A 26,944-nucleotide genomic window follows, 5' to 3' on the forward strand; every position below is an offset into this window, starting at 1 on the left:
TCCGGCAGCAGTGTGACTTGACTGCGCTCCTCGCCTTCGATGAATCGCTTCATATGGCCCACCTAAAGTCGCGTTGTCGAACATTAAGTGATCACTTCGGTCAATTCAAGCGTTTTCACACAGCCTCGACTGAACTCGGACGCTGGTCATCGACGCATGGACTCGTCGTGACGTCAACTTCCGGTCATTGGGGCAAGCAGCGCTCGAACGACTGCAGGTCCATCGAAACCTATCATTCCCCAGACTCTGGTGACTGGAACTGATCCAACCGATTTTTTACATTCATTCCTGCAAGAAGGCTCGGTTGGGAATGGGGTGATTGTGCTGCTTGAATATTTGGGATGTGAGGTAGCCACGGTGGAGAATGGTCAAGCGAACTCGCTTGCCCAGCTTGATGTCGAGCCGTATGGCTCGAAGTCGGTCGTCGTGTGACCACGCGAACCAACCACCAGCCAGTCAAAGAAATTGTCCATGCCCCCAGCGGGTCAGTGTTTGGGCAGCGTTGGCAAGCAATGTTTTGGAGACCAGATTCGGGCCGCCTTCAACGGAGATGGGGATGCCAAACCAGTGCTCGATGGGATGTTTGAATGCGAACTCTATGGCTTTGGCGTGGTCGGTGTCGCGTCCGATCGGGCTATCGCAGATCAGACTCCAAAGAAGCTCAAACTCAGACACAGTGGGTGGCAACTCGGTCATTCGGAATGCGCCAATGCTTCGCCATCCGTTGACACAGCCGATTTCTACAAAGTCGGGTTTTTGTGCCAAACTCGGGCAGCCGATCTCGCGGCGCAACGTATCGAAGAACGATGACTGCGTGCTCAATGCCTTGAGGCATTTGATACCGAAAGCTTTGACCTCAGAGGTTGTGCCCGACAAGCGCACGCCGAAGAACGCGGGGCCAAAAAAAGCTTCAAACGCTACCTCGGTCCGATGAGCGAGGCAGCCGTCAAGCTCCGGCAGCGATGGCGGACGATCACAAGGAAAAGACCAAGCATTTTCCCACAAACCGTCTTTCGCAAACTGGCACATGGTGGGCGAAGACATGAACTGCGGCAGGCTGTCACTGGTTGCAGATGGATACATGCGTGTCTTATGGGGAAGTTTTTGTGTTGGAGCTCTGGTTCGAGGTCAGTCGATAACAAGATGACCGGCGCCTCTCAGGCATTTCAGCGATGCCACCCAGTTCTGTTCAGCGACGAGGACATGCTCGCCATCAAATGTGCAGACAACGAAGATGCCGATACCTTGTGCGGACAGTGGCGCGATGATCGCCAACACAATGCCGCTTGTATCAAATGCAAAGGGCCCGACACTGCGCAGACAGCGCCAGTGCAGTACACACTCGACATCATTTGGGATGCGTTCTTGCAGACAGACCAGCGTGAGTTCATCATCGGCGCGAACACCCGCACTGAAACCCGGCCCACTCGCCCAGCTGGGGATCGGAGTATCCTGCGCCAGCCTTGCAATGCCATAAAGTCCTGGCACGACCCGCAAGGTGATGATCCGTTCGGATTGGCGGCTCATGTCGGTATCGCCTTGCGCATCAGCACCCACTCGCCCGGGCTGTCAGACCCTGGAAATGCTGTAAACGGGCGCCTGGCCCATTCTTCAAGGCCGCATCGCAAATAGAGCCTGTGGGCCCTGGTGTTGAAGCTGCCGACCAGCAGTGTGAGTTGCCCCGCGCCGGTATCACGAGCTTGTGACAATGCTTCCTCTATCAGTGCCGAGCCGAATCCACAGCCTCGGTGTTCGGGATAAAGCGCTGCCGCAGACAGATAGCAGCTACCTGCGGCGAGCGATTTGAGTTCGTTCGACGCGCGTGTAACGTCTGGCAGGATTTGCGACGGAGTCGGCGGTTCGCACATCGCCGGCGGTAACAGGCAGGTGTTGATGGCACCGACCACCTCACCATCAAGCGCTGCAACCCGCCAGTTGCTGAAATGTGAAAAGTTCAGCTTATCGTTGCGAATGATTGATCTGCCCACCTCGAAAGCAGATTGTCCTGCAGTCGCAGCATGAGACCAGAGATGAGAGGCCAAGCACCGCGTTGCCATGTCTGCGAGCAAAGCCAAATGGGTGCAATCACTCTTTAGTGCCGGTCGAAATTCAAGCTCAGACATCAATACTCCTCATGCTTAAACTTGACATCAATACCGGCGTTGCAGGCCGAGAATCGTCTTTTGAGCCAATGGCATAGGTATGTAACCACGCGTTTCAACCGAAGCGTGTACGCATGCAGGTCAAAGTTCAGTTTGCGCGCAAAACACTGAGGGGCGGTTTGATTCCGCTCACAACATTCGAATCAGTCAGCGGTCGTCCGCGCCCCATCGCAAGCGGAACAACACCCGCCCAGGTGCTTTCCCACTGCCCGGGCGTGTAGTCTGCTTTGTCATCCAGCACGCCAACGTCGCGGATTTTTGCTGAGGCAAACAGGATTTCGACACGCTGCACTTCGGTCGCCTTCAATTCTTTGGACAGCGGTGGCCGAACTTCCTGCCACCGCCCGGGCATCAAGTGGTCACTCATTGCTTCTAGTGCTCTCAGCTTTTCAGCCTCGTCTTCAATAACTCGTGCAATGCCGTGGACCACGACAGAGCGGTAATTCATGGATGAATGGAAGATTGAACGTGCATAGACCAGTGCATCCAGCAGGGTCACGGTGATACACACCGGCAAGTCTGCCACTGCCTGCTGTATGCGTGATTTGCGTGCGCCATGAATCAGCAGTTCGTCACCCCAACGTGCGCAGGTCATCGGAATCACGACAGGGCGACCGTCTTCGACGAAAGCAACATGGGCGATAAGTGCACGGTCAACGATATCAAACACCGTCGCCTTGTCGTACTTGCCGCGCTCAGGTATCCGCCGTACCTGATTGACTGCATCAACCGCAAAGTGTGTTTGCGTGACGGTTGCTGCATTTACGTTCACAGAGGAGCTCATGATTTGAATCGGATGTTTCTACTCAGAGCGACTATGGCTTGGCAGTTGATATCAGTAAAATACTTGTTTATAGGCTCACTATTCAGTTTTGATATGTTATTTCTATGCGACTCAACCATCGCCTGATCGAAACCTTTCGTACCGTTGTTTCATGCGGCAGCGCAACGCGCGCAGCCGAACTGCTCTTTACGTCACAACCCGCCGTCAGCCGTGATCTGGCGCGACTCAAGCAGGTGCTGGGTTTTGCGCTTTTTGAGCGCGTCAAGGGGCGGCTTTCGCCCTCCGCGCAGGGGCTGGCTTTTTATGAGGAGGTCGAGCGCAGCTTTACAGGGCTGGTCGAGCTTGGCGCGCGCGCCGAAGCACTGCGTCAATTCAAGAGCGGCACGCTATCGGTTGCAGCCCTGCCAGCGCTTTGCGATTCCCTGCTGCCCCAGGCTTGTGAGCGGTTCCACCGCAGGCATCCCGATGTGCTCATTCGCATCAGCGCCTTGGACTCTCCCGAGCTTGATGGCGCTTTGTCAGAGCAACGTTTTGACCTGGGTCTGGTTGAGCACAAACATCCGATAGCGCAAACTGTCGCCACCTCGCTGTTCAGAGGCAATGAAGTTGTGATCATGGTGCACACGCATCCACTGGCACGAAAAAAACACCTTCGGCTGCAAGATTTGACGGGCCAAGCATTTGTGAGCTACGGCTCACGTGATCCTTATCGCCGTCGGTTGGATGCCATGCTGGATCAGCACGGTATAAAGCGGCAGATTGTGGCTGAAACCAGCAGCGCAACATCGCTTTGCGCGCTGGTGCGCAGCGGTATTGGCTTGGCGGTGGTGAACCCGATCACGCCACGTTTCTCAAGTGGTTCAGGCTTGGTTTGCGTTAGCTTGAGTCCATCCATCGTCTACGAAGTGGATGTCGTGCAACCGATCAATCGCCCCAGCAACCCGCTCATCAATCTCCTCTTGTCTGATCTGCGGCAATGCCTGGAGCCCTGACAACGGTTTCGTTTTCAAACCGACGGGCTTGTCTGGCTCTGCGCAGTTGATCACGTCGAATATTGAGCCACTGGTTTGATGGATTCTCTGGTGCTGCCGCGACAGCAGCACTGGAATGCTTGAAGCGCCAGCTCTTATTGCCCGTCTCTACGATGTGGCAGTGGTGCGTGAGTCGGGCAAGCAAGGCGGTGGTCATCTTGGTGCGGCGCACCGGGCTTTCGCTCAACGAGCGATGTAGCGCGTCCAGTCGTAGAGGGTTTGATCACGTTCGAAGTTGCGCACCAGGCGCACCTGTCGCCCATCAGGCCCGACCACCAGCAGGTCGTCCGCACAACCCGGCTATCGAGAGGATGCTCAACTGGCTGCGCCAGTTGGTCGCCCCATATTTCAAGCACTGGGCTGCACGTGCACCGCGCATTCAAGAGCTGTGACATGAATCGATACAAATCGCGACCTGAGTGAGAATCGGAGAATAGAGCGCGTTGAGATCATCTGCTTTATCAACCTTTAGGAGATGAAGCAATGTTCAAGACGTTCGACCGCTATCAGGCGCTCAAATCAAATCGTCAACTTGTCGTCTTGACACTTGCGGGACTGGCGCTCAACGTCCGCTTTTGGCCTATGTGCATCATGGTAGCGGGGGAGGTGGTGGGCCCATAGCGGCCGAACGGGCCAGTGCATCAATCTTGAACGACCTGGCAGTCAGAATTTCACATCAGACCTTTTCCGTCATCAAGCCCAGCACTCTTTACGGTGAGCAAAGGTCATCCTGCGAGTGGCTCTCCATTCAAGCATTTTCGGATCCCTTCAATGTATGGACCAATCTCATCGAAACCTTGTGCCAGTGTTGGATCATGCAAGACACTTTGCGCAATCATTGATGAAGATTGCCCGACACTTTGCACAGCATTCAGTAATTCATGGCAAGAGGATTCGATTAAGACATAAGCTTGATTAAATCGAATATCCAGCGCACGCGATTGAACTTCACCAGCGAATTGATGCATGATGTTGGCGATTGTGACACTTTTCAACTGAATATCTTCCAACAATGGCAGCAGCATCTCGACATCTTTCCATGCTTGATTCGTGGTGCGACATGCGATATCGTCCTGAAGGCATTGTACCGCAATGAGCAGCTGTCGCAATCGCCAACAAGCGTCGTGATAAAGTATGAACTGCTTATCCATAGTGACGGGTACCAACTGCGTGTTAATAGAACCACAGACTGAACTCAACGTCTAATGTTGATCAACAGAGACTGATGACGTCATGGGTAAGGTAATACAGAAAGTCGCTCCACAGCCTGTCTGAGACTGGGCATAGATGGTTCCTCCATGGGCTTCAATGATCCGTCGCGCTTGTGCCAACCCGATCCCACTGCCTTCAAAACGCTCATCCGAAGTCATTCGCTGAAAAATCTCAAACATCCTCTTTGCGCTATCAGGATTGAATCCGATACCATTGTCCTTGATGCAATAACAAAGCTGATGACCAACTTTCTCCACAAAGAACTCAATCTCAACCACTGTGCGATCAGCGGAGTACTTGATTGCGTTGTCAATGAGATTGACCCACAGGGTTTGCCAAAGTACCTTGTCGACGAAGACGGGTGGAAGCTCGCCAGTGATCTTCCATTGGACCTTGGATCCGCCCTGAGATGAAAACATTTGTGTCATCAAATCGGAAATGAATTCACCTTGATTGACTTCGGCATATTCAAGGGCTCGATGTCCCACTTGGGAAAAACTGAGCATTCGGTCAATCAGGTTGACCATGGTGGTGGCTGCAAGCTGTATTCTCTCGGCAAAGTCCATGCTCACTGAGATTTCACTCTGTTGTAATGCTTCTTTAAGGAGTTCAGCGTAACTGTGAACGTGGCGCACAGGACGACGAAGATCATGAGAGAGCGCGTAAGCAAACTCTGTCAAAGCGCGATTGGCTTGCGCCAGTTGCCGGTTACGGAGTTCCAAGTGGTTGTTCAACACAGCCATCTGGGTACGATACGGCGTGACATCCTGGATCGACCAGCAGTGTGGAAGCTTTCCAGCGCTGTCATATTCGCTGGATACGCTGTGACATCGAACCCATCGAATATTGCCATCGTCTCCTGCTATACGAAATTCAACATCGATAGGTCCTCCAGACTCGACGGTACGGGCAATACTCATGGCAACTGCTTGGGCATCGTCCTCAAAAATGATCCCTCCTATTTCCTCCAAAGTCCACTCGGATTTGTCTTCAGGCAGGTGGAACAAAGTCCGAACCTCCTTGGGAACGGAGTAATGTCTCTCACCAGGACGGCGAGAAACTGAAAAAGCACCAGCCAGCTTTTTTAGAACGTCCAATTGTGAGATCGCGAGCAGCTTTTCATGCAATGGAGCTGTATCTGTCGTGATATCTTTTTGAACGCAATTGAAACCAATCACTTCAGCATCACGATTCCTGACAGTCTCAATACTGACCAAGAGAAGATCGATTAGAGTATGATTGTTGGCGACGCTCATGCTGTGACACTTCATATTTAGAGAGATGATTCCGCTTCAGCAGGCTCATTTGTATTCTTTAGGATGTCAACATTTACTTTTTCTATTTATCTACAAAACCTAGTACGCTCTAAATCTTCATGTCACCATGATAAGACACCTATTTTTTATTGCCAGTTTGATATAAGCAGTCAGGGCTAAGTGCAACAATCTTCTGTAGAAACAATGAGGATCACACAACCACAGTGATTTCACGAGGCATGCAGTTGGATCACTTAAAAGCTTTCCCATGCATCGCCATCAGATTTTCCCGATGATGATCCAGTTGTGGGCTGCACAACATGGGGTTTTGGTGTGGGTCTGGCCGAAGCGCCCATTTGAGGCGGGGAAGTCTTCTTGGCCGGATGCAGATTGCGGTGTGATTCAGCGGGCAGCCCGATGGCCGGCGCCCGGGCACTTTGAGCTTGGGAGCTGTGCGGTGTTTGCGCCAACTTGAATACAGCCACCGCCTGCACCAGTTGATCTGCCTGCGCCCTGAGGCTGTCGGCAGCAGCAGCACTTTCCTCCACCAGCGCAGCGTTTTGCTGGGTGGCCTGGTCCATCTGGCTGACGGCCTCGCCCACCTGTGCCACACCCTCGCTCTGTTCGTTGCTGGCTGCGCTGATTTCTGCCACGAGGTCGGTCACCCGCTTGATCGAGCCTACGATCTCGCTCATCGTCGCGCCCGCTTGGTCAACCAGCATCGTGCCCTGATCGACCCGCTCGACGCTGGTCATGATCAAACCCTTGATTTCCTTGGCCGCTTCGGCGCTGCGCTGCGCCAGGTTGCGCACTTCGCCCGCCACCACCGCGAAACCCCGGCCTTGTTCTCCGGCGCGTGCCGCTTCCACCGCCGCGTTCAACGCCAGTATGTTGGTCTGGAAGGCAATGCCGTCGATCACGCTGATGATGTCGGCAATCTTCTTGCTGCTGTCGTTGATGCTTTTCATGGTGTGAACCACCTGACCAACGACCTCGCCTCCCTTGATGGCGACTGCACTGGCCCCAAGCGCAAGTTGATTGGCTTGCTTGGCGCTGTCGGCGTTTTGCTTGACGGTGGAGCTCAGTTGCTCCATCGAGGCCGCCGTTTCCTCCAGCGCGCTGGCCTGCTGCTCGGTACGGCTGGACAAATCGTTGTTGCCAGAAGCGATCTGTGCTGAAGCCGTTGCAACTCCATCGGCGTTCTGTCGCACGCCGTAAACGATGCGAGTCAGGTTGTCCTTCATGTTGGATAGTGCTGCCAGCAACTGCGCTGTCTCGTCTTTGCCCTCAGCGCTCAGATCCACGGTCAGGTCGCCTTCGGCCACACGGCTGGCAGCGTCTCGTGCGCGATTCATTGGGCCAGTGATCGAGCGCGTGATCAGCCATGCGGCAATGGCGCTCAACAAGATCGCAAGTGCAGTGACCGATACCAGCAGGATTTCCGCACGGGTATCTGCCACGATCGCAGCCTCATAAGCTGCCTTGTTGTTTTTGCGTTGCAAGGCTGCGTTGTCGTCCAGCGCTGCTTGCCATGCGGCAACTCGGGGTGCGGCTTGTTTTAGCAGCAGGTCAATCGCTTCGGTGTCCTTTTTGGAGCGCGCCAGTGCGATCACTTGATCATTAAAGCTTCGAGCGTCAACGCGGGCGGCGTCGATTCGAGCTCTGATCGCTTTTCCTTCTTCAGAGGCTGGCATCTTCTGCAGTTCGCTCCACGCCTGGTCGTACTTTTGGCGCGACTCGGCGATTCGACTTATCTCCGCTTCGATCTGCGCTGGGTCATCAAGGAGAACCACTGTGCGCAAATCGCGAGACACGATGTGCACCTGCTCCGACATGTCGTTGATGAGGTTGATCTTGGCGATGTTGTCGTTCACAACATCATCCATGTGGTGGATGGCGGCCTGTATGCTTGTGAGGCCAATGCCGGCGACCAGCATCGTCAGAGACAGCGTCAGCGCGAAAGCGGAGCCCAAGCGCGTACCAATTTTGAAGTCTGAGAGTTTCATGAAGAGATCCTTGTACCGATGAGAAAGGTCACGGGTTTCACGTGTTGCAGCTTCTGCCGAGGCAAATTCATACTTAGGCTCATTGCCCGGGTGTGCGCAGGTGACATGGTCACGCTCGTGGCAATGGGTGGCGTGGCCAAGTTTGATGCCCAACGCACCTTTGCCACTGGTGCGCGTTGCCTTCGTGTTCCTCGCCATCGATCTCCTGGGTTCGCACATCGCACGCGCTTGGTTTGGAGGTGAAGACGCTCACCATGGGTGGACGTTCCTGGCGTGATGGGCCGATTGGCGGTTTGCGAACGCATGATTCAGGTCCCATGTCTTAAGGTGGGGGTTGGGAAGTCCTCGGGCGTTTGGGGCCACTAGTCCCCATGCCATGTAAGGATTTTCGGCGTAACCCCAAAGAACTAAAGCGAAAAGTAGGAATGAATCTGTGACCTTTTGGGCGCTTACATCAAATAGCGCCAGTTGGACAGATGAACCAGCTCCTGGCGTCTGCGCTCGTTCAGTTCCAACGACCGGTCACGATCTTCCGCTGGGGTTCAAGCTGTGCTCGACCGCGTACCGCATCAGCGCGATACCTGTCTTCAGGCCCAGCTTCTGCTTCAGGTTTTCCTTGTGAGACTCCACCGTTTTCACACTGCGTGAGAGCAGGGAAGCAATCTCAGCGGTTCCCAGTCCCTGTGCCATCAGGGTCAAGACTTCCAGCTCTCGATTCGATAACCGCGGCAGCAACAGAGTCTCCGCCGACGCATTGGCGGCCTTCAAGTTCTCGAACAGGCGGGCCTGAGCTTGATCACTTATGTACACGCCACCCGCGAGAACCTTGCGAACGGCAGACATCAGCACCTCGATGCTGGCGTCCTTGGACACAAAGCCGTGCCCACCCGCCCGCAGAACACGGTCCAGCCAGATGGATTCGTCGTACATCGACAAGGCCACCATTCGCACGCTGGGATGCTGTGCGCTGATGTGTCGAATCAGGTCCAGTCCAGAGGGTCCTTGCAATGACAGATCCACCAGCGCCAGATCCAGCGACACGGACTTGAGAAGCCCAACCGCATCTTCCAAGCTGCAAGCTTCGGCCGCCACCTCGAGATCTGGCTCCATGCCGATCATCAGGGCCAGGCCCCGCCGGACGACCGCGTGGTCGTCCACGATCAGGATGCGGCGGATGGCTTGCTTGGGTTGGGACATGTTGGGTTCGATTGATTTTCAGAGGGGCAACTTCACCAGGAGGGTGAATCCTGCAATCTGATTGGGTATGACGCTCAACTGACCACCGCACAACATCGCCCTCAATTGCATGCCCGCCATACCGAGGCCAGACTGCGACTCGAGCTCCTTGGCGGTTGCAGGCAGGCCGTCATTCCAGACCTCAAGGACCACGCCATCCACGGCATCGCTCTGCAAGGAAATCTCTATCGTCTGGGCCTTGCCGTGGCGAACAGCGTTGGTGGTGGCCTCCTGAACAATCCTGTACAAATGGTTTCCGATACCCACATCCATCTTTGGGATGCCCGCAGCTTGCAGAAAGGTACATTGCACACCGAACATGGCACTGCAATCCAGGGCCAGCTGCTTCAGGGCCTGCTCAAGCGCACCATCTTCGTCATGCACGGGCTGCAGCCCTTTGGAAATAGTTCGCACCTCCGCCACGCTTTCTCTAAGCAGGCGTGTGATCCATTCTGCTTCGTCGGCAGCACCGATGTTTTTCTCTCGCAGTTTGCGCTCGAGCACCCCCGACAAGAAAGCCAGCCCGGTGAGTTTCTGCCCTATCCCGTCGTGCAGCTCCTGGCCGAGTTTGCGCTTTTCCTGATCAAACGTTGACAGGATTTCGCTCGCGACGCCCTGCGAAACCACCGCGATGCCTTGGCGTCCCCCAAAGCGAAGGCTCGCCGCATCCTTGATGGCTGAGCGCCAGAAGAAGATCAGCAAGCTCGCCAGCACCACCAGTGTCAACAATCGGATCATCAACTCCTTGCGCCAAGGTGCGAGGTAATCCTCACTGGCAATCATTGCAACGACAGCAAGGCGCTGCGTTTCCAACAATCGGTAGCGGACGATCCAGTCGGGATGAACGTTTTTTCCCCCGACCACAAGCCGGCCACTCGCCGGATTCTGTGCGATCGAGCGCCTGATCGCCTCGATCGGTAGCCCGATCACCTCGTTGGACTCGACCCGTCCTGCATGCGACGCAATCACCGCCCCCGTCCGGGTCGACAGGATGAAGCTGACACCTTTGGTACCCACATCGGCCAAGCGAACGGCGTCATCAAGGTGCCTGGCCTCCAGATGCGCGACAACCAGACCCAAAAACTCCCCGTTGCGTCCCAGCACGCGGCGCTGGATCTCGATGACGCTTCTCTGCGAACTTCCGGACTCTCGCCTCACGTGATGCCACCCAAGATCGTTGGGTGCGGCCTGCCTCAATGCAGAGACTTCGGATTCACTCAGCGGAAAAGGGTTACTTTCCCCAGACCGCTCGCTGGCAGCCACTAACGCGCCATTGGCATCCACCAGCCACAGGTCAATGACATCGGGGACGAGCATGTTGAGATCGGATACCACCGTCCGAACAGCGGCAGCTCCATCGTTGGCATCTCGGTTGCGGTAGACCCGCGCCACGGCGCCCATGATCAGCTGAGCCTTGTCCACGACCTTTTGCGACTCGCTACCCACGGCGTTGGCAGCTGCCTCAGCCCGTTGCTCTGCAAACTCTTCGTAGGTCGTCAGTTCAAGGATGCTTTCTGCCAGGAACAATCCCCCGATAGCCGTGAGCGTGAAGGCCAAGGTCAGCCACAGGCTGTAGTGGCGCACGAAACGCCGCAGCGCATACGCTCTGCTTGAGGAGGGTGCTGCCTCAAGTGATGACTGGTCGATGCGTGCAGAGGGATCCGCACGCTCACCCGGGTCCATCGGGTCTGCCAGGTGATCGTGCTGTGGTGGAGCCATGGGGCAATTTTTCTTGTTGGTCGGTTGGGCTCAGTTGGATGCTGACGCAATTGGCACGCCTGCGCAAGCAAACGGATGATCTGGCTGAGAAGGCGCCCCTCAACCCAGCAAGCACTGCGCAGTGTGCGTCTTGCGTACGACCAACCTCAGTCACACGATCCCGCCTGTGAAGCACGCCTGACCCCTCTAAGAGATTCCCCCACCTGCCTTTCAGGAGGCTCCCCATGTTGCGTTGCTCCGAATGCCGCCACCATTCAAGCCGTCGCCAAAGTCGGGTCGTACAGCATCAAAGCAGTACACCAGTTCAAAGAATGTCGTTGGAGAAGATCGAAGCTTATGACCTTGAGTGTTGGATTGTTTGGCTTGGAAATGCGCGATGAAGCTTTGCTTCGTTCCATGCTGGGTCTGCTCAGTGGGCGTCTGCCCCACTCGCTGCTCTTGAGCGGCGAGGGATCGGGCGCTCAGGCCGTCTTGTGCCCCATAGGCAAAAAGACGTTGCTTCATGATCTTTCTGCAGAACAGGTGGTCATCTGGATCGACAACGGACGCAACGCATCAGCACATGACCTGTCGGCGAGCGATCTCCGATTCGTTCTCCGACGGCCGTTTGGCATCACCGATCTTGCTCGAGCACTGCACCTGGTGAGCGAAGTTCTGCCTCCTGGGGCACCTCAGAGAACTGCCGCCACAGGCGCAAGAAGCCTGTTCAATGCTTTGGTCGAGGGTGTGCGGTCAGAGGATTCTCAACGCACTGTCATGGCATTCAAGGATGGTCGCCGGATCATGATTGATCCACAGCGCAACACGGTTGTGAGTGAGCCGTCGTGGAAAGAGCTGCTGGATGGACTGGGCCACGACAGTGGAATGAGTGTGCTCCCGAACGATCCGACCTTGGAGCCGGCACTGGCCACATCACACCTCATTCCTTTGGAGTCTCTGCTCTGGGACCTTGCGCACCAATCGAGGAGCGAGTTGGGTTGTGACGGCAGACTTTCGCAGGCGCAAGGTTTTCGCTTGCGCCGGTGGCCAGACTCCGCTGCATTGACGAAACCGCACTACGCTCGCATGGCAGCGCTCATGTCCGTGCGTTCCCGCAGCATCAGCGAACTGCAGCATTTGTCAGGTGTAGACGTCGAAGTGGCAACGCGCTTTGTCGAAGCTGCAGTTGCGTGTGGCATCGCAGTCGCGGAGGCTAACGTACCTGTGTCAATACTCGTTGGATCTGAACATGTGACCCAGCGAGACAAGCGGACTGTGTTTTCTCGGATTAGAAAACACTTGAAGCTATGGTGAACGATCGTATGAATGAGTGCGCTCTCGATCCCACCGAACTGAAGATCGTTTTCGCGGGCTCCATGGGCGCCGGCAAGACGACGGCCATCAAAGCCATCAGCGAAACCGAGACCGTTTCCACCGACGTGAGAAACAACGACATGGGCTCGTTTCCGAAGCTCACGACCACGGTTGGGCTTGACTATGGCGAATGCCAGTTGGGCGACAACCTGACGCTTCGTTTGTATGGAACGCCAGGGCAAGATCGCTTTCGCTTCATGTGGGACATCCTCGGCAAGGAGGCATTCGGCGTGGTGATTCTTGTTGACAACTCTCGCCCCGATCCCTTGGCCGATCTGGACACTTACCTCGAAGCATTCCTCAAGTTGGTGGCGCCGCACCAAATAGTGGTTGGGGTGGGTCGCGTGGAATCCCACCCGGTGCCGACAGTGAAGGGTTACTGCGACCATCTTGCTCAGCGCGAAACGCTAATCCCCGTGCTGTCGGTTGATGTGCGTCAGCAGGCCAGTGTGAAGATGCTGCTGACCGTGCTGGTCCACAACCTGGAGGCTCACGATGTATAGCGTCCCGTCGTCGCCGCTGCTTCGCGATCGCCTCCTTCAGGTGTGTGATCTGCAAATGTACAAGCTGCAACTGATGAGCCCCGGTATTGGGAGCGTGACACTGGCAACTGGTGATGGATTCACGCTGACGACGACGCTGGCCTCCCGAGTGCAGGCCAACAAGCTCTCAGCCATGGCAAGTTCGCTGGTGTCGGTGGGCGAGTCGCTCGGGCGTGAGGCTGGGCAGGCAGCTCCTGACAACGTGATCATGGAAACAAGCGGCGGCAAGCTGCTGCTGATGCGGGTTCCTGCGTTGGTCGAGGCCGTGGTACTTGTGGTGGTGGCAGACACCACGGCCGTCCTTGGACATCTGCTGTGGTCATGCCGGAGAACCTGCGTGGCGATCGGCTCAACTGGGCGTCCCTGAACCTGAAATTCGCCAGACTTGTGCGCACATCGGGCGGCTGGTCTGGATTCACAACAACCGATGCAAGAAAGTAACTCGACATGGCAAACCCCAAGGAAATGCTGGCCCAACTGATGCAGCTCGACGGTGCGATGTGTGCAGCACTCGTCGACTACCAGAGCGGAATGTTGCTGGAGTCTGTGGGCAGTGGCGTTGATCTGGAGGTGGCTGCCGCGGGCAACACCGAAGTTGTTCGCGCCAAGATGAAAACCATGAAGGCGCTGAACATTGAGGGCGGTATCGAGGACATGCTGATCACCCTGACGACGCAATACCACATCATGCGTCCAGTGGCCAAGCACGAGGGCCTGTTCATCTATTTCGTGCTCGACCGCGCACGGTCCAACCTGGCCATGGCGCGGCGCAGGTTGTTGGAAGCCGAGAGCGCCACTACGCTCTGACCCCGGACCACTTTCCGACCACAGCGCAGCCGACGCTTCGCATCACCCACAAGGGCCATATGAAAAGGTTTCCTCAAATCTGTTTGGCGTTCGCGATCGTGATCGGTCATGCATGCGCCCTGGCTGCGCCCTCTCCAGCCAAGGTCTTCTCGGACCTCGCGATCATCAAGGCACAGTGTCAGCAGCTCGCCAAGCTGTATGTAGAGAAGGCGGTCAGAGGTGTCACCCCAAGGATTGACCGGCGCCTTGCTCGCTCACTGACGGGGATCTCGGCCGCGACGACCGATTCCGCGTCCTGGGATGCGTTGCTGAGCGAAGCAGGCCATGCTCGTCCCGTGCAGAGTTCCGTCAAGGCACTGATCGAGCGCGCAAGCAGCACGGCAGCACCTGACTCCAAGGGCATGGCCGACATAGTCGCAAGCGCGGACCGTTGTTCGTTCGAAGCCGAAGCGGCTATGAAGGTGCTTTCTGGACCTGCGGCATCGGGCAGGGCCGTGACCTTGGTCGCACGAGCACTCTATCTTTCTCAGCGAGTCTCTCGAGATGCGATTCTCCTTAGCACTGGCGTGAAGGTGGCTGGTATCACGGCAGATCTCATGGAGCGTGAGCGCGATGAGCTGCAAGCGACGTTCCAACAGCTGCAACAACTCCCAGCCACACCCGCGATTCGCTCCGCGCTGGAGGGGTCCATCGCGCAGTGGACGTTGCTGCAGCCCAAACTCAACCGGTCTGTGCTGAACAAAGACAGCGAGGATTCGATCGTGCGCTCCAGCGATGTGCTTGTTGATGCACTTGAAGAGCTGCTGGAGATGGTCCAGAAAGCCTTGTTGATGATGAATTGAGAACCTGTTTACCCACCGAAGAAAGAGACCCATGCGCCTGATGCCGACCACCCCCAATCCACGGTTTCAGTGCCAGTGCAGCACCAGCATTGCCCCCATCAGCCGCCGCTCCTGGCTGACGCAAACGCTCGCGCTCACGTCGTTGGGGGCCCTGCTGCCGATGAGTGCGCGCGCTGCTGACGGCGAATACGAGGCGATGATCATTTCGTGTATCGATCCCCGGTTTCAGCGGATCGTGTTTGACTACGCACGAAACAACCAGTTGGTGGACAAGTACAGCCACGTGGCGCTGGCAGGCGCCTCCATTGCTGCGGTTGCCGAGCCTTTGAAAGATTGGCACAAGGCTGTCTGGGACAACATCGCAACCTCCATTCAGCTGCACAAGGTCAAGCGCATCGTGGTGCTCAATCACCGCGACTGCGGCGCTGCGCGAATTGCCTATGGGGATGCCGCAGTGGTGTCACGCGATGTTGAGGCGATCACCCACCGAAACGCTTTGCGGACGTTCGCCGCTCAGTTGAAGCAACGCCATCCCGCCATGAAGGTTGAGATGGGGCTGCTGGAGTTGGACGGTTCGGTCGTCATGATTACGGTCTAAGGCGATACTCGCCTGCGTACAAAGCGGTGGCGCCTCATTCAAGTGCGACCCATGAAGCACGTCAAGCGAGTACATCCCGTCCCGTTTGCTGCAGGACACGCCGATTGACGAGTGGGTAACCATTGCTTGATGGAGAACATTTAGGGAAGGCGCCGCAAAACGCCGTGTCCGCGCCACACATAGGGTTGCAATGTCTGCAGCACTTCCGGCAGCTGACACTCGATCCATGCGATTTGGAGGAGCTGAGTGACCGCGATGTGGCAAGCGCTGCGGGCTCAGCTCTTCATCGCGACTGTCGGCTGCCGCTGCACGACCGTCGTTCACGATCACGGGATGAAGGACAAAGCTATCCGCGCTGATCGCGACCAGGCTCGTCCTCATCGACACGCCAGCGCCAGTAGCGGTCGGGCTTGATCCAGACCGCGCTAGCCGAGACTTTTTTGAATGCATTGAGCACTCCACTCCCGAGAACAATGTTTCCGTCTGGGTTCTCGCGAAGCAAATCCTCCGCATTTGCCTTTGTGAGCATGTCTACTGTGTCGTCCTGATAGATGCAGCCGTCGCGATACAGCATGGCGAGCATCCACTGTGCAGCCTCGGACGCCAGCATCACTTCTTCTCGGTTTCAGGCGCGGGCAACGGAGCCTTGGGCTCTGCGGCGATGAGCTGTTCTTCCTTGAACTCGCCTTGGTCAAGCTTCTTGCCGGCGAACCATTGACAGTAGTAGCTCGCCCCTTCCTTGCCCGGTTCATGCTTCACCGACATGACGGGGCCGCCCCCGGTATTTAGCGTCACAGTTGAGCCAACAGGAAACTTCGGTGCCCAAGCCTTCGCGGTAGCCATTCGTGTCTCTCCTTTGTTTGTGAGGAAACGTAAGCATAGCCGTTCAGCCCAGCAGATCAGGCAGCCGCTTGGCTACCTCAAGCGACCATCGCCGAAGGACGGCTTTGCCGCGGCTAACGTTCTGGAAAACAATGCCGGCAGGGCGTAGGGCTTGACCAAATCGATCGGCCTGCCTGTTCAGCTCGAACTTGGCTGCTGGTCAAGTTGTACCGGACTCGCCGATCACGAACAACTGAAATACGCATCGCTCCGCGCCATCCTCGATCTGTGAGTTCCCCGCAGGGGCCGCTGCCCAAGGGAGTTCAGTCGCGCTCACAGTGAGTACCGTTCAGAAAGCTTGGCTCTGGGAGCAAGGCGTCCAGGCCACCGGCTATGTGCGCAACGGCCCGCGCGACCCGGTGCCGCAGCGCCTGGGCCAGACCGCCTCGCTGGATGCGGTGCGGCAGGCCGTGGCCGAGCGCATCGAGGCGCGCGTGCAGCACGACCCGCGCAGCGCGGGCGTGCTGGCCGCACTGGTGGTGGGCGAGCAGTCGGCCATCGAGCGCGCCGACTGGGACCTGTTCCGCACCACGGGCGTGGCGCACCTCATGTCGATTTCGGGTCTGCATGTGACCCTGTTTGCCTGGCTGGCCACAGCGCTGGTGGCGGTGCTCTGGCGGCGCCTGGCCTGGCGCTGGCCACAGGCCTTGCTGGCCGTGCCCGCGCCGTGGGCGGCGGGCGTCGGTGGCGTGGCGCTGGCCACGGCCTACGCGCTGTTCTCAGGCTGGGGCGTGCCGGCGCAGCGCACCGTGTTGATGCTGGCCGTGGTGGTCGGGCTGCGCCTGGGCGCGCGCCACTGGCCCTGGCCTATGGTCTGGCTGCTGGCCATGGCCGTCGTGCTGCTGCTCGACCCCTGGGCGTTGATGCAGGCCGGTTTCTGGCTCAGCTTCGTCGCGGTGGGCATTCTGTTCGCCACCGACCCGGGGCGGCGGGCCCGCCATGCCGATGGGACTGACCATGGGCCATGGTTGCGTCGCAGCGTGCGGGCGCTGCGGGGCCTGCTGCGTGAGCAGGGCGTGATGACCGTGGCGCTCGCGCCGCTGACCTTGTTGCTGTTCGGCCAGTTCTCGGTTGTGGGGTTGCTCGCCAACCTCATCGCCATCCCGTGGGTGACGCTGTTGGTCACACCGCTGGCGCTGCTGGGCGTTCTTGTGCCCCCGCTGTGGGACGTGGCGTCCTGGGCCGTTCAGAGCCTGTCGCTCTGCCTGCAGTGGCTGGGCCAGTGGTCCTGGGCCGCCCTGTTCCGGCCGGTTGCGCCCTGGCCGCTGGCGCTGGCCGCCGTGGTGGGCGGCGTGCTGCTGGTGCTGCGCCTGCCCTGGGCCGTGCGCCTGGCGGGGCCGTTGCTGCTGTGGCCGGCGCTGATGTACACACCGCCGCGCCCGGCGCCCGGTGAGTTCGAGCTGCTGGCGCTGGACGTGGGGCAGGGCAGCGCGGTGCTGCTGCGCACCGCGCGGCACAGCCTGCTGTACGACACCGGGCCGCGCTACGGCGCGCAACCCGATGCCGCCGATGCGGGGGACCGTGTGGTGTTGCCGCTGTTGCGCGCGTTGGACGAGCGGCTCGATGCTGTTGTGGTGAGCCACCGCGACAGCGACCACGCGGGCGGCGCAGCCTCGGTGCAGGCGGCGCAGCCACAGGCGCGCTGGCTATCCTCGTACGACGCCGATCCGGCGCGACGCTGCGTGGCGGGCCAGCGCTGGCAATGGGACGGTGTGGATTTCGAAGTCCTGCACCCGCAGCCGGGCGACTACGCGGACGATGGCAGCGCGCGCCTTTCGAGCAACGCCATGTCCTGCGTGTTGAGGGTGAGCAATGGCGCGAGCAGCGCCTGGCTCGGTGGCGACATCGACGCCGCGCGCGAGGTGCGCCTGGCGCTGGCGAGGCCCGAGGAGCGCGCCACCGTGTTGCTGGCGCCGCACCACGGCAGCCAGACCTCCAGCAGCCCGGTGCTGCTCAACACGCTGCAGCCGCGCTGGGTGTTGGTGCAGTCGGGCTACCGCAACCGCTTCGGCCACCCGGCGCCGGCGGTGCTGGAACGCTACGCGCAGCGCGGCATCCGGTGGGTGACTTCGCCGGATTGCGGGGCCGCCACCTGGCACAGTGCCCGGCCCGAGGATGTCTTGTGCCAGCGCGATCGCCATCGGCGGTATTGGCATGCAATGCGATAAAAATAAAGCTTTTATGTAGTTTTGATAAACATATCTATCAAATTGGGCTTGCGCAGCTGAGGTCAAAATGATAAATTAAATTATCAAAATCTTTAAAAAGATCATGATAATGAGCATTGTCCAGGATCTCGAAAACGCCCGCAAGGCGGCCTCGCTCACCCAGGAGGTGCTGGCGCAACGCGCCGGCGTCAGCCGCATGACCGTCTCGCGCATCGAGGCCGGCATGGACCCCCGGCTGTCCACGCTGCAGGAACTGGCACGGGCCATGGGCATGGAGCTGATGCTGGTCCCGCGCGCGCTGCGCCCCGAGGTGGAGGGTTTTCTTCGCTCGGGCGGGCGCGTGCTGGGACAGCCCGCCGGAGCGGGCGCGCCCCGCTCGCTGGTCGACCTGCTGGACAAGGCGCCCTGATGGCGTGGCGCCGATGAGCAGCCCATGAGCACGTCCATCCGCTACCTGCGCCTGTCCTTGCACACGCCGACGGGCGAGAAGCGGCCCATCGGCCACCTCTCCCAGTACGGCGACATCCTGCGCATGTCCTTTGACGGGTCCTACATCGAAGACCCGCGCCGCCCCACGCTCTCCATGAGCCTGCGTGGCGTGGACGATGACGCCACCCGGCAGATCCTGCGCGCACCGCGCGACGAACGCCTGGTGCGCAACGATGGCCACTGGCCGGTGTTCTTCCAGAACCTGCTGCCCGAAGGCCACAACCGCGAACGCCTGGCCGCGCAACGGGGCTGCACCACCGAGGACGAGTTCGAACTGCTGGCCGCCGCCGGGCACGACCTGATGGGGGCGCTGGAGGTCGAGCCCGTGCCGGCGGACGAGGAGATTCCGCAGGCGGTGCGCCACTGGCATGCGGCGCTGGGGCTCGATGTGCTGGAGCCGGGCTTCGTGGAACTGCCGGTGGAGGACGCGGCGTCGCTGCCGGGCATGGTGACGAAGTTCTCCGCCGTGCAGGATGGGCGGCGCTATGTCGTGCGCCGCCATGGCCTGGCCGGCAGCCACATCCTCAAGCTGCCCAGCACCCGGCATCCGGACCTGGTGGAGAACGAATACACCGGCTATCGGCTGTGTGCGGCGCTGGGGCTGGACTGCGCCCGCGCCAGCATCATCACCCGGGAGCAGGCACAACTGCCCGAGCCCGCCACCTTCCCGCACATTCTGGCGGTCGAGCGACTGGACCGCAGGCACGGCCTGCGTGTGCACATGGAGGAGTTCGCCCAGGTGTTGGGCTATGCCCCGAAGCACAAATACGGCAGGGGCATCGAGCGCGATTTCGGCCAGATGCTGCGCCTGCTCAACCAGTACTCGGTGCAGCCGGCCAGGGACACGCGCGAATTCCTCGGCCGCTTCGTCGCCTTCATCCTCATGGGCAACACCGATGCCCACCTCAAGAACTGGGCCCTGCTGTATCCCGACGGCATCGAACCCCAGCTCGCGCCGCTGTACGACCCGGTCTGCGTGAGCGCGTTCTTCTCAGGCCTGCCGCCCGCGGACTATGGCGTCAACCGCGCCATTGATCGCACGCTGCGCGCCTTCACCTGGGAGCAGCTCGGGTCATTGATCGAACGCGCCGGCCTCCTGCGCAAGTCGGTGGTGCTGCGCCACTGCAAAGACCTCGTCAAGGTGGCGCGCGCCGACTGGCCCGCGCTGCTGGCCGATGCACCGCCGAACGTTCGGGAGGAAGTCGGTGCGCGCCTGCAGGGCGGCGTGGCGCTGACCGCCTGAGCGAGCTGGCGCGCCGGCTGAATTCGAGCGCTGGGGTCGCGAAACCCCATTCCTGGCCCAGTCCTTGCTATGCTGTGCCCAGGAGAAAAAGCCCATGAGCAGACCGATGTTCGACGAAATGAATGCCTCGCCCAGCGAGGTCAGGGCCCACTACCAGAGCTATGCCAAGTGGCTGGCGCAGCAGCCCGACGACGTCATGGCGGCGCGGCGCGAAGAAGCCGAGATGATCTTCCGGCGCGTCGGCATCACTTTTGCGGTGTACGGCGCCAAGGACGAGGACGGCTCGGGTACCGAGCGGCTGATTCCCTTCGACCTGATACCGCGTGTGATTCCCGCCCATGAGTGGCAGAGCATGGAAGAAGGCCTGGTGCAGCGCGTGACCGCGCTCAACCGCTTCATCCACGACGTCTACCACGATCAGGAAATCATCAAGGCCGGCATCATCCCGGCGGACCAGATCTTCCAGAACGCGCAGTTCCGCCCCGAGATGATGGGCGTGGATGTGCCGCACCAGATCTATTCACACATCTCGGGCATCGACATCGTGCGCGCCCCCAATGCCGACGGCGTGGGCGAGTACTATGTGCTGGAGGACAACCTGCGCGTGCCCAGCGGCGTGAGCTACATGCTCGAAGACCGCAAGATGATGATGCGGCTGTTCCCCGAACTCTTCGGCGAGAACCGCGTGGCACCGGTCGCGCACTACCCCGACCTGCTGCTCGAAACCCTGCGCGCGGTCAGCCCGGCCACCACGGCCGAGCCCACGGTGGTGGTGCTCACGCCCGGCATGTACAACAGCGCGTACTTCGAGCACGCCTTCCTGGCGCAGCAGATGGGCATCGAACTGGTCGAGGGCCAGGACCTGTTCGTCAAGGACAACTTCGTCTACATGCGCACCACGCGCGGCCCCCGGCGCGTGGACGTGATCTACCGCCGCGTCGACGATGACTTCCTGGACCCTTCGGTGTTCCGCCCCACCTCCACGCTGGGCTGCGAGGGCCTGCTGGGCGTGTACCGCAGCGGCAATGTCGCGATCTGCAATGCGGTGGGCACCGGTGTGGCCGACGACAAGTCGATCTACCCCTACGTGCCCAAGATGATCGAGTTCTACCTCGGGCAGAAGCCGATCCTCAACAACGTGCCCACCTACATGGGCCGCGACGCCGAAGACCTCAAGTACATGCTGGCCCACATGAAGGACCTGGTGGTCAAGGAGGTGCATGGTGCCGGCGGCTACGGCATGCTGGTCGGACCGGCGTCCACCAAGGCCGAGATCGAGGACTTTCGCAAGGCCGTGGTGGCCAACCCCGGCGGCTACATCGCCCAGCCCACGCTCTCGCTCTCCACCTGCCCAACCTATGTGCAAAGCGGCGTGGCACCGCGCCACATCGACCTGCGCCCCTTCGTGCTCAGCGGCAAGGAGGTGCAGATGGTGCCCGGGGGCCTCACGCGCGTGGCGCTCAAGGAAGGCTCGCTGGTGGTCAACTCGTCGCAGGGCGGTGGCACCAAGGACACCTGGGTTCTGGAAGATTGATCAAAGGGACTATCCATGCTTTCGCGCACCGCCGACCACCTCTTCTGGATGTCCCGCTACACCGAGCGCGCGGAGAACACCGCCCGCATGCTGGACGTCAACTACCAGACCTCGCTGCTGCCGCAGTCCGCCGCCGTGGCCCAGGTGGGCTGGGAAGGCCTGCTCATCATCAGCGAGCTGATGCCAAGCTACACCGCCAAGTACGGCCAGGCCATCACGCCACGCAACGTGATCGACTTCATGGTGCGTGACGAAGCCAATCCGTCGAGCATCTACACCTGCCTGAAGGCCGCGCGCGAGAACGCCCGCGCGGTGCGCGGCGCGCTCACCACCGAATTCTGGGAAACGCAGAACCAGACCTGGCTCGAACTGAATCGCATGGTCAAGAGCAAGAATTTCGAGCGCGACCCCAGCGAATTCTTCGAGTGGGTCAAGTTCCGCTCGCATCTCTCGCGTGGCGTGGCCATCGGCACCATGCTGCAGGACGAGGCCTTCCACTTCTACCGCATGGGCACCTTCCTGGAGCGCGCGGACAACACCGCGCGCCTGCTCGATGTGAAATTCCACGCTGTGCACAGCGACTTCTTCGGCGCCGCCAGCGAGCTCGATCAGGAATACGACTTCTACCACTGGAGCGCCATCCTGCGATGCGTCAGCGGCTTCGAGGTCTACCGCAAGGTCTACCGCGACGTGATCACGCCCGAGCGCGTGGCCGAGCTGCTGATCCTGCGCGCCGACATGCCGCGCAGCCTGGCCGCCAGCCTGAACGAGGTGGTCAACAACCTGGCCGTGGTGTCGAACGAGCACTCGGCCGAAACCCTGCGCCGCGCCGGCAAGCTCAAGGCCGACCTGCAGTACGCGCGCATCGACGAGATCCTCTCCACCGGTCTGCACGCTTTCCTGACGCAATTCCTGGACCGGGTGAACGAACTCGGCGGGCGCATCAGCCAGGACTTCCTCGTGCCCTCGCACTGAGCTGGTCGCTGGCTCAGCCTTTGGCCTTCAGTGTCTGCACCATCAATTCGAACAGCGCATCCACCGCCTTCAGGGCGCGCGAGGCCTGGCTGCGGTACAGCGCCACATCCATCGACGCGAGCGCTGGCAGTCCCTGGCGTTCACCCAGGATGGCGAGGTGCGCCGGCACGCTGCAGCGTGTGAGCACGGCCACCGCCAGGCCGCTCTCCACCGCCGCGAGCTGCCCCGCGAGACTGGAACTGTTGTAGACCACGCGGTGGGCGCGCCGCTGCGCGGCGAGCGCCGCGATGGTTGCGCGGCGCGCCAGGCTGGCGGCCTCGTACACCGCGATCGGCAGTGGATCGCGTCGCCAGACCTCGAACTGCGGAGCGCCCACCCAGACCAGTGGCTCCTGGAACAGCAGCGTGCCGCGCGTGGCCTTGTCGCGCGAGATCAGGGCGATGTCGATCTCGCCGCGCCGCACCCGGGGAATGAGTGCGGTTGACTGTTCGCAGTTGAGTTCGATCTCCACGCCCACATGGCGGCTGGCGTAGCTGCGCAGCACCGGCGTGAGGTACTTGCCGGCGTAGTCGTCCGGCACACCCAGACGCACGCGGCCCGACAGCACCGGCCCGTGCAGCGCCTCCAGCGCCTCGCTGTGCAGCGCCAGCATGCGCCGCGCATGACCCAGCAGCTCGGTGCCGGTGGGCGTGAGCTCGAGGTGGCGTGGGCCGCGCAGGAGAACCGCCCGGCCCACCGCATTCTCCAGCTTGCGGATCTGCATGCTCACCGCGGGTTGCGAGCGGTGCACCCGCGGCGCGGCCGCCGACAGCGAGCCGCCATCCACCACGGCGACGAAGGCGCGCAGCCAGTCCAGTTGCAGGTCGGTGTGGGTCATGGTTTTCAATCATTCGATTATCGAAAGACCAAGATTTTATTTATCCGCTGTACAGAACCAACGCGCCAACCGACCATCGGCGCATGACCACCTCTGCCTCGCTGTCAGCCACCACCTCTGGCGACTCCCACGCTGCGCGCGAGCGCGGCGGCCTGTGGCTGATGGTCGCGGGAGGTGCGATGCTCGGCACGCTGGGCATTTTTCTGGAGGAGGCGGGCCAGAGCCCCTTCATGGCCGTGTGGTTCCGCTGCGCGTTTGGCCTGCTTGCGCTCACCGCATGGTTCGCCGCCACGCGCCGATGGCACGAGCTCCGGTTGAGCGGCGCGGCGCGCGTCGCCGCGGTGAGTGCCGGTGTGCTCGCGGTGGTCAACTGGTTGCTGTTCTTCGAGGCCATCGAACGAACCTCCATCGGCGTGGCCACCGTCGTCGTGCACGTGCAGCCCTTTCTGGTCATGGCCTTTGGCGCCTGGTGGTGGAAAGAGCGCGTCAGCCCCGCGCAGGGCATCGCCGCGCTGGCCGCGCTGACTGGTCTGGCGCTGGCATCGGGCTGGCTCGATGGCGCCCTGACCGGCGCGGGCGGCTCGTCCCGCTATCTCGGAGGCATCGCACTGGCCTTGCTCAACTCGGTGGGGTATGCCGCGCTCACCCTCATTGCGTTGCGCGCGCGCAGCGTGAGCCCGCTTGCGCTGGCCTGGTGGCAGTGCTCGGTGGGCGCCGTGGCGCTGGTGTGGTGGCCCCTGACGCAGGGCTGGCCCGCAGCCGGGCCGGCCTGGGCCTGGCTGGCCGGCATGGGTGTGATTCACACCGGATTCGCCTACATGGTGCTCTATGCTGGAGTGGCCCGCTTGAGCGCGGGCCGGGTGGCGGCGCTGCAGTTCGTCTACCCGGCAACAGCGGTCGCGGTGGAATGGCTGGTGTATGGCCGGGCCCTGAGCGCCAGCCAGTTGCTGGGCGTGGGCGCGATGCTCGTGGCTCTGGGTGTGGCGGGCGCGGAACGGACGCGCAGGCTCTGAGGAGGGTCAAAAAACCCGCTCCGCTGGTCGCAAAAGTCACGGACGGCCGCTGGCAGACGCCGGGGAGGTGATCAAATCGCTCTATGCTGCCCGACGGGCTGGCGCCAGAGCCTCCAGGACGGGCCCGCCCACGAAGAAGATGCCATCACCGGAGGCGACATGGCCAGCGATCTCGACACGGTAAGGGTGCTGCGCGCCCTGTTCAACGACATGCCCCGGGCTCCCCAGGGTCTCTCGCCCGAGCAGACCATGGCCTGGGTCCAGCAGTCAATGACGGACTACGCGGGCGGCGACATGGCCTACATGCTCGAACACGTCACGCGCAGCTCCATGCTCGACATCGTGCTGCGCCTGCGCGAGGACGGTTACCTCAAGAACGACGCCGCCTTCACCGAAACCGTGGACCTGCTCTCCACCCCGGCAGGCCGCAAGACCTTCATGGACCGCTGCATCCAGGCGCAGAAAAGCGCCGACGCCACTTCGCGCCTGATCCACCGCGCCAAGCGCTCGTGGACCGACCCGCTGCCCCTGTTCAGTTCCGACCCCGGCACCCTCGAACGCTTCGTGCGCGGCGAACTCTCGGGCCCCGGTCCGCTGTACGCCGAGTACCAGGCGCGCGAGGACGTGCGCGAAGTCGGCGTGCTGGCGCAGGCGCCTGACGGCATCCACGAGTTTTCCTGGGGTTTTGTCGTCGAAGACCAGGGCGCCTGGGTGTTCTACCTGGCCGACGTCTGGCGCCGTGGCACCGTGGGCTGCTTCGACCGTTTCCTGAGCGCGTGGCAGCAGATGACGCTGGCGGATCACGCCACCGCCGCACCGGCCGCGCCCGCGCGGGAAGACCAGGACCACAACGCCCACGACGGCAGCAGCGCCCAGGCCCTGGCCGGTTTGCCCCCCGTGCCCAATGGCCTGGTGATGGAAGACGGCATCGCGACCTTCAGCAGCCTCTCGCTGCTGGCCGCTGGCCCCATGAACCGCCCCGAACTGCGGCGCTGGATCGGTGAAGTCTTCATCGACCGCATGCTGCCGACCATGGCCGCGCGGGTGGTGGATGCGGACTACGACTTTCCGTTGCTGGCGGGGGTGTCGGCGCATTGATGCCGGCACGGCTTCGTCATCGCTCGCCGAGCGTCTCCCGCACGGCCTCTCCCAGTTCGATCACCGCCAACGCGTAGTAGCTGCTCCAGTTGTAGCGCGTCACCACATAGAAATTCTCGGTGCCGGCGATGTAGGTGGACGGTGCGCCCGCGTTCTCCAGCTCCACCAGGGCGAGTTTGCCGCTGTGCTGTGGCGCCAGGGGGCTTTCGATCCGCACGCCCTTTTCGTTGAACGTTTCCACGCTGAAGCTGGGCAGGATGTCTGGCGCGAGCAGGGTGGCCAGGTCCTGCGGGCTCTGGTTGGGGTCGAAGCGCACAGGGTAGTGCGTGGGCAGGCCGGGTTGCCAGCCGAAGGCCTTGAAGTAGTTGGCCACCGAACCGATCACGTCGGCCTGGCTGTTGAACAGGTCGACCCTGCCGTCGGCGTCAAAATCGATGGCGTACTTGGTCCAGCTGCTGGGCATGAACTGGGGCCAGCCCATGGCGCCGGCGTAGCTGCCCAGGTAGCTCGCGGGGTCGGTGCCGGTGCGTTCGGCCAGGCTCAGAAACTGTTCCAGTTCGTCGCGAAAGAAGGCGCTGCGCGTGGCCGCACGCGGGTGGCTCTCCGGGAAGTCGAAGGAGAGCGTGGCCAGCGCGTCGATGACGCGGAAGTTGCCGGTGTGCCGGCCATACAGCGATTCCACGCCGATCACACCGACGATGAGGCTGGCGGGCACACCGTACTGGTCTTCAGCGCGCGCGAGCGCCTCGCGGTTGTCTTCCCAGAAGCGCTGGCCGGCGCGCAGGCGCACGGGTTCGATGAAGCGCGCGCGGTAGGCGGCCCAGTTTTTGGGGGTGCCGCTGGGTGCGGGCTGCATGAGGCGGATGACGGCAGGAATGCGCTGCGCGGCGCCGAGATGCTGGCGCACCCAGGCGGGGTCGAGATCGCGGCGCCCGGCCAGGTCGCGGGCGAAGGCCATCGCGGCGTCGCTTTGTGCGTAGTTGAAGGCTGCTGCGGTGGGTGAGGCGCCTGGCCGCGTTTTGGCGGGCGACTGCGCGAGGGTGGTGGTGGCACTGGCAACGACGAGCAGGCTGGTGGCGATGCAGGCCAGGGCGCGGCGCGGGAGGCGAAGGGACAT

27 protein-coding genes and 1 pseudogene are annotated in these 26,944 nt (G+C 60.8%); 14 read left to right on the plus strand and 14 right to left on the minus strand.

The annotated features are described in order from the left end of the window. Positions 1 to 456: 456 nt before the first annotated feature. The 4 genes from AB7P10_RS11170 to AB7P10_RS11185 form a co-directional block, all read right to left on the minus strand. Positions 457 to 1,083: a hypothetical protein gene (locus tag AB7P10_RS11170; protein ID WP_428293929.1), complete on the minus strand. Its 627-nt coding sequence runs from the start codon at positions 1,081 to 1,083 to the stop codon at positions 457 to 459. A gap of 45 nt (positions 1,084 to 1,128) precedes the next feature. Then, entirely contained in the window at positions 1,129 to 1,527 is a 399-nt protein-coding gene (locus tag AB7P10_RS11175; protein WP_428293930.1) for an ACT domain-containing protein, read from the minus strand. Then, on the minus strand, positions 1,524 to 2,123 hold the full coding sequence (locus AB7P10_RS11180) for a GNAT family N-acetyltransferase (RefSeq protein WP_428293931.1): 600 nt from the start codon (positions 2,121 to 2,123) through the stop codon (positions 1,524 to 1,526). Before AB7P10_RS11180 ends, AB7P10_RS11175 begins: the two co-directional genes overlap by 4 nt. A 127-nt stretch (positions 2,124 to 2,250) precedes the next feature. After that, a complete protein-coding gene (locus tag AB7P10_RS11185; RefSeq protein WP_428293932.1) occupies positions 2,251 to 2,946 on the minus strand; it encodes a pyridoxamine 5'-phosphate oxidase family protein in 696 nt (231 codons plus the stop codon). Between the two features lie 104 nt (positions 2,947 to 3,050). On the opposite strand from AB7P10_RS11185, the gene AB7P10_RS11190 reads away from it, so the two are divergent. Then, a complete protein-coding gene (locus tag AB7P10_RS11190; protein ID WP_428293933.1) occupies positions 3,051 to 3,938 on the plus strand; it encodes a LysR family transcriptional regulator in 888 nt (295 codons plus the stop codon). Here AB7P10_RS11190 and AB7P10_RS11195 read toward each other — a convergent pair. The 6 genes and pseudogenes from AB7P10_RS11195 to AB7P10_RS11220 all read right to left on the minus strand — a co-directional run. Next, a pseudogene (locus AB7P10_RS11195) lies at positions 3,895 to 4,137 on the minus strand (ATP-binding protein); the annotation flags it as partial. The gene AB7P10_RS11190 and the pseudogene AB7P10_RS11195 sit on opposite strands and share 44 nt — an antisense overlap. Before the next feature lie 565 nt (positions 4,138 to 4,702). Then, positions 4,703 to 5,002 (minus strand): hypothetical protein, encoded by a 300-nt coding sequence (locus AB7P10_RS11200; protein WP_428293934.1) that lies wholly within the window; start codon positions 5,000 to 5,002, stop codon positions 4,703 to 4,705. Positions 5,003 to 5,179: 177 nt separating this feature from the next. Then, complete coding sequence (locus AB7P10_RS11205; protein WP_428293935.1) at positions 5,180 to 6,445, minus strand: ATP-binding protein; 1,266 nt, start codon at positions 6,443 to 6,445, stop codon at positions 5,180 to 5,182. A gap of 254 nt (positions 6,446 to 6,699) precedes the next feature. Next, positions 6,700 to 8,451, minus strand: a complete 1,752-nt coding sequence (locus AB7P10_RS11210) for a methyl-accepting chemotaxis protein (protein WP_428293936.1) — start codon at positions 8,449 to 8,451, stop codon at positions 6,700 to 6,702. 522 nt (positions 8,452 to 8,973) lie between these two features. Next, positions 8,974 to 9,648, minus strand: a complete 675-nt coding sequence (locus AB7P10_RS11215) for a response regulator transcription factor (RefSeq protein WP_428293937.1) — start codon at positions 9,646 to 9,648, stop codon at positions 8,974 to 8,976. An 18-nt stretch (positions 9,649 to 9,666) separates the two neighbouring features. Beyond that, complete coding sequence (locus tag AB7P10_RS11220; protein ID WP_428293938.1) at positions 9,667 to 11,406, minus strand: sensor histidine kinase; 1,740 nt, start codon at positions 11,404 to 11,406, stop codon at positions 9,667 to 9,669. Between the two features lie 336 nt (positions 11,407 to 11,742). Here AB7P10_RS11220 and AB7P10_RS11225 point away from each other — a divergent pair, with 336 nt between their 5' ends. The 6 genes from AB7P10_RS11225 to AB7P10_RS11250 all read left to right on the plus strand — a co-directional run bounded on the left by AB7P10_RS11225 (position 11,743) and on the right by AB7P10_RS11250 (position 15,548). Beyond that, positions 11,743 to 12,699, plus strand: a complete 957-nt coding sequence (locus AB7P10_RS11225; protein ID WP_428293939.1) for a hypothetical protein — start codon at positions 11,743 to 11,745, stop codon at positions 12,697 to 12,699. Next, positions 12,693 to 13,262 carry a GTP-binding protein gene (locus AB7P10_RS11230; RefSeq protein ID WP_428293940.1) on the plus strand — a complete coding sequence of 190 codons (570 nt, stop codon included), beginning with the start codon at positions 12,693 to 12,695 and terminating at the stop codon, positions 13,260 to 13,262. The genes AB7P10_RS11225 and AB7P10_RS11230 overlap by 7 nt, the downstream gene beginning before the upstream one ends. Positions 13,263 to 13,317: 55 nt before the next feature. Next, on the plus strand, positions 13,318 to 13,668 hold the full coding sequence (locus AB7P10_RS11235; RefSeq protein WP_428293941.1) for a roadblock/LC7 domain-containing protein: 351 nt from the start codon (positions 13,318 to 13,320) through the stop codon (positions 13,666 to 13,668). A gap of 80 nt (positions 13,669 to 13,748) precedes the next feature. Beyond that, positions 13,749 to 14,108 (plus strand): hypothetical protein, encoded by a 360-nt coding sequence (locus tag AB7P10_RS11240; protein WP_428293942.1) that lies wholly within the window; start codon positions 13,749 to 13,751, stop codon positions 14,106 to 14,108. Positions 14,109 to 14,191: 83 nt separating this feature from the next. Beyond that, positions 14,192 to 14,950 (plus strand): hypothetical protein, encoded by a 759-nt coding sequence (locus AB7P10_RS11245; protein WP_428293943.1) that lies wholly within the window; start codon positions 14,192 to 14,194, stop codon positions 14,948 to 14,950. Positions 14,951 to 14,981: 31 nt separating this feature from the next. Beyond that, positions 14,982 to 15,548 (plus strand): carbonic anhydrase, encoded by a 567-nt coding sequence (locus tag AB7P10_RS11250; protein ID WP_428293944.1) that lies wholly within the window; start codon positions 14,982 to 14,984, stop codon positions 15,546 to 15,548. Positions 15,549 to 15,894: 346 nt separating this feature from the next. Here AB7P10_RS11250 and AB7P10_RS11255 read toward each other — a convergent pair whose 3' ends face one another. Then, positions 15,895 to 16,158: a DUF6953 family protein gene (locus AB7P10_RS11255; protein ID WP_428293945.1), complete on the minus strand. Its 264-nt coding sequence runs from the start codon at positions 16,156 to 16,158 to the stop codon at positions 15,895 to 15,897. Then, entirely contained in the window at positions 16,158 to 16,391 is a 234-nt protein-coding gene (locus AB7P10_RS11260; RefSeq protein WP_428293946.1) for a DUF2158 domain-containing protein, read from the minus strand. The genes AB7P10_RS11255 and AB7P10_RS11260 overlap by 1 nt, the downstream gene beginning before the upstream one ends. Positions 16,392 to 16,708: 317 nt before the next feature. Between AB7P10_RS11260 and AB7P10_RS11265 the strand changes: the two genes are divergently transcribed. From AB7P10_RS11265 to AB7P10_RS11285, 5 genes are all read left to right on the plus strand, one after another. After that, positions 16,709 to 18,598: a DNA internalization-related competence protein ComEC/Rec2 gene (locus tag AB7P10_RS11265; RefSeq protein ID WP_428293947.1), complete on the plus strand. Its 1,890-nt coding sequence runs from the start codon at positions 16,709 to 16,711 to the stop codon at positions 18,596 to 18,598. A gap of 109 nt (positions 18,599 to 18,707) precedes the next feature. Further along, entirely contained in the window at positions 18,708 to 19,007 is a 300-nt protein-coding gene (locus AB7P10_RS11270) for a helix-turn-helix domain-containing protein (RefSeq protein ID WP_428293948.1), read from the plus strand. A 24-nt stretch (positions 19,008 to 19,031) separates the two neighbouring features. After that, entirely contained in the window at positions 19,032 to 20,330 is a 1,299-nt protein-coding gene (locus AB7P10_RS11275; RefSeq protein WP_428293949.1) for a type II toxin-antitoxin system HipA family toxin, read from the plus strand. 94 nt (positions 20,331 to 20,424) lie between these two features. Next, positions 20,425 to 21,864, plus strand: a complete 1,440-nt coding sequence (locus AB7P10_RS11280; RefSeq protein ID WP_428293950.1) for a circularly permuted type 2 ATP-grasp protein — start codon at positions 20,425 to 20,427, stop codon at positions 21,862 to 21,864. 15 nt (positions 21,865 to 21,879) lie between these two features. Then, a complete protein-coding gene (locus AB7P10_RS11285) occupies positions 21,880 to 22,839 on the plus strand; it encodes an alpha-E domain-containing protein (RefSeq protein ID WP_297649392.1) in 960 nt (319 codons plus the stop codon). 13 nt (positions 22,840 to 22,852) lie between these two features. Here the strand turns inward: AB7P10_RS11285 and AB7P10_RS11290 are convergent, their stop codons facing one another. Then, positions 22,853 to 23,716 (minus strand): LysR family transcriptional regulator, encoded by an 864-nt coding sequence (locus AB7P10_RS11290; protein WP_428293951.1) that lies wholly within the window; start codon positions 23,714 to 23,716, stop codon positions 22,853 to 22,855. An 83-nt stretch (positions 23,717 to 23,799) separates the two neighbouring features. Here AB7P10_RS11290 and AB7P10_RS11295 point away from each other — a divergent pair, with 83 nt between their 5' ends. Then, positions 23,800 to 24,729, plus strand: coding sequence for a DMT family transporter (locus AB7P10_RS11295; RefSeq protein ID WP_428293952.1), 930 nt, complete (start codon positions 23,800 to 23,802; stop codon positions 24,727 to 24,729). 159 nt (positions 24,730 to 24,888) lie between these two features. After that, the gene (locus tag AB7P10_RS11300; protein ID WP_428293953.1) at positions 24,889 to 25,827 is read left to right on the plus strand and encodes a hypothetical protein; all 939 of its coding nucleotides are present in this window, start codon (positions 24,889 to 24,891) and stop codon (positions 25,825 to 25,827) included. A gap of 16 nt (positions 25,828 to 25,843) precedes the next feature. Here AB7P10_RS11300 and mltB read toward each other — a convergent pair whose 3' ends face one another. Further along, positions 25,844 to 26,944, minus strand: a complete 1,101-nt coding sequence (gene mltB / locus AB7P10_RS11305) for a lytic murein transglycosylase B (protein WP_428293954.1) — start codon at positions 26,942 to 26,944, stop codon at positions 25,844 to 25,846.

Origin of the sequence: Hydrogenophaga sp. (assembly GCF_050182545.1) — a bacterium.
GTDB lineage: Bacteria > Pseudomonadota > Gammaproteobacteria > Burkholderiales > Burkholderiaceae_C > Hydrogenophaga.

Excerpts from the sequence above, each read along its gene's own strand:
- AB7P10_RS11170 (WP_428293929.1), bottom strand. The coding sequence starts at position 1,083 with ATGTATCCATCTGCAACCAGTGACAGCCTGCCGCAGTTCATGTCTTCG.
- AB7P10_RS11175 (WP_428293930.1), bottom strand. The coding sequence starts at position 1,527 with ATGAGCCGCCAATCCGAACGGATCATCACCTTGCGGGTCGTGCCAGGA.
- AB7P10_RS11180 (WP_428293931.1), bottom strand. The coding sequence starts at position 2,123 with ATGTCTGAGCTTGAATTTCGACCGGCACTAAAGAGTGATTGCACCCAT.
- AB7P10_RS11185 (WP_428293932.1), bottom strand. The coding sequence starts at position 2,946 with ATGAGCTCCTCTGTGAACGTAAATGCAGCAACCGTCACGCAAACACAC.
- AB7P10_RS11190 (WP_428293933.1), top strand. The coding sequence starts at position 3,051 with ATGCGACTCAACCATCGCCTGATCGAAACCTTTCGTACCGTTGTTTCA.
- AB7P10_RS11200 (WP_428293934.1), bottom strand. The coding sequence starts at position 5,002 with ATGCTGCTGCCATTGTTGGAAGATATTCAGTTGAAAAGTGTCACAATC.
- AB7P10_RS11205 (WP_428293935.1), bottom strand. The coding sequence starts at position 6,445 with ATGAGCGTCGCCAACAATCATACTCTAATCGATCTTCTCTTGGTCAGT.
- AB7P10_RS11210 (WP_428293936.1), bottom strand. The coding sequence starts at position 8,451 with ATGAAACTCTCAGACTTCAAAATTGGTACGCGCTTGGGCTCCGCTTTC.
- AB7P10_RS11215 (WP_428293937.1), bottom strand. The coding sequence starts at position 9,648 with ATGTCCCAACCCAAGCAAGCCATCCGCCGCATCCTGATCGTGGACGAC.
- AB7P10_RS11220 (WP_428293938.1), bottom strand. The coding sequence starts at position 11,406 with ATGGCTCCACCACAGCACGATCACCTGGCAGACCCGATGGACCCGGGT.
- AB7P10_RS11225 (WP_428293939.1), top strand. The coding sequence starts at position 11,743 with ATGACCTTGAGTGTTGGATTGTTTGGCTTGGAAATGCGCGATGAAGCT.
- AB7P10_RS11230 (WP_428293940.1), top strand. The coding sequence starts at position 12,693 with ATGGTGAACGATCGTATGAATGAGTGCGCTCTCGATCCCACCGAACTG.
- AB7P10_RS11235 (WP_428293941.1), top strand. The coding sequence starts at position 13,318 with ATGTACAAGCTGCAACTGATGAGCCCCGGTATTGGGAGCGTGACACTG.
- AB7P10_RS11240 (WP_428293942.1), top strand. The coding sequence starts at position 13,749 with ATGGCAAACCCCAAGGAAATGCTGGCCCAACTGATGCAGCTCGACGGT.
- AB7P10_RS11250 (WP_428293944.1), top strand. The coding sequence starts at position 14,982 with ATGCGCCTGATGCCGACCACCCCCAATCCACGGTTTCAGTGCCAGTGC.
- AB7P10_RS11255 (WP_428293945.1), bottom strand. The coding sequence starts at position 16,158 with ATGCTGGCGTCCGAGGCTGCACAGTGGATGCTCGCCATGCTGTATCGC.
- AB7P10_RS11260 (WP_428293946.1), bottom strand. The coding sequence starts at position 16,391 with ATGGCTACCGCGAAGGCTTGGGCACCGAAGTTTCCTGTTGGCTCAACT.
- AB7P10_RS11270 (WP_428293948.1), top strand. The coding sequence starts at position 18,708 with ATGAGCATTGTCCAGGATCTCGAAAACGCCCGCAAGGCGGCCTCGCTC.
- AB7P10_RS11275 (WP_428293949.1), top strand. The coding sequence starts at position 19,032 with ATGAGCACGTCCATCCGCTACCTGCGCCTGTCCTTGCACACGCCGACG.
- AB7P10_RS11280 (WP_428293950.1), top strand. The coding sequence starts at position 20,425 with ATGAGCAGACCGATGTTCGACGAAATGAATGCCTCGCCCAGCGAGGTC.
- AB7P10_RS11285 (WP_297649392.1), top strand. The coding sequence starts at position 21,880 with ATGCTTTCGCGCACCGCCGACCACCTCTTCTGGATGTCCCGCTACACC.
- AB7P10_RS11290 (WP_428293951.1), bottom strand. The coding sequence starts at position 23,716 with ATGACCCACACCGACCTGCAACTGGACTGGCTGCGCGCCTTCGTCGCC.
- AB7P10_RS11295 (WP_428293952.1), top strand. The coding sequence starts at position 23,800 with ATGACCACCTCTGCCTCGCTGTCAGCCACCACCTCTGGCGACTCCCAC.
- AB7P10_RS11300 (WP_428293953.1), top strand. The coding sequence starts at position 24,889 with ATGGCCAGCGATCTCGACACGGTAAGGGTGCTGCGCGCCCTGTTCAAC.
- mltB (WP_428293954.1), bottom strand. The coding sequence starts at position 26,944 with ATGTCCCTTCGCCTCCCGCGCCGCGCCCTGGCCTGCATCGCCACCAGC.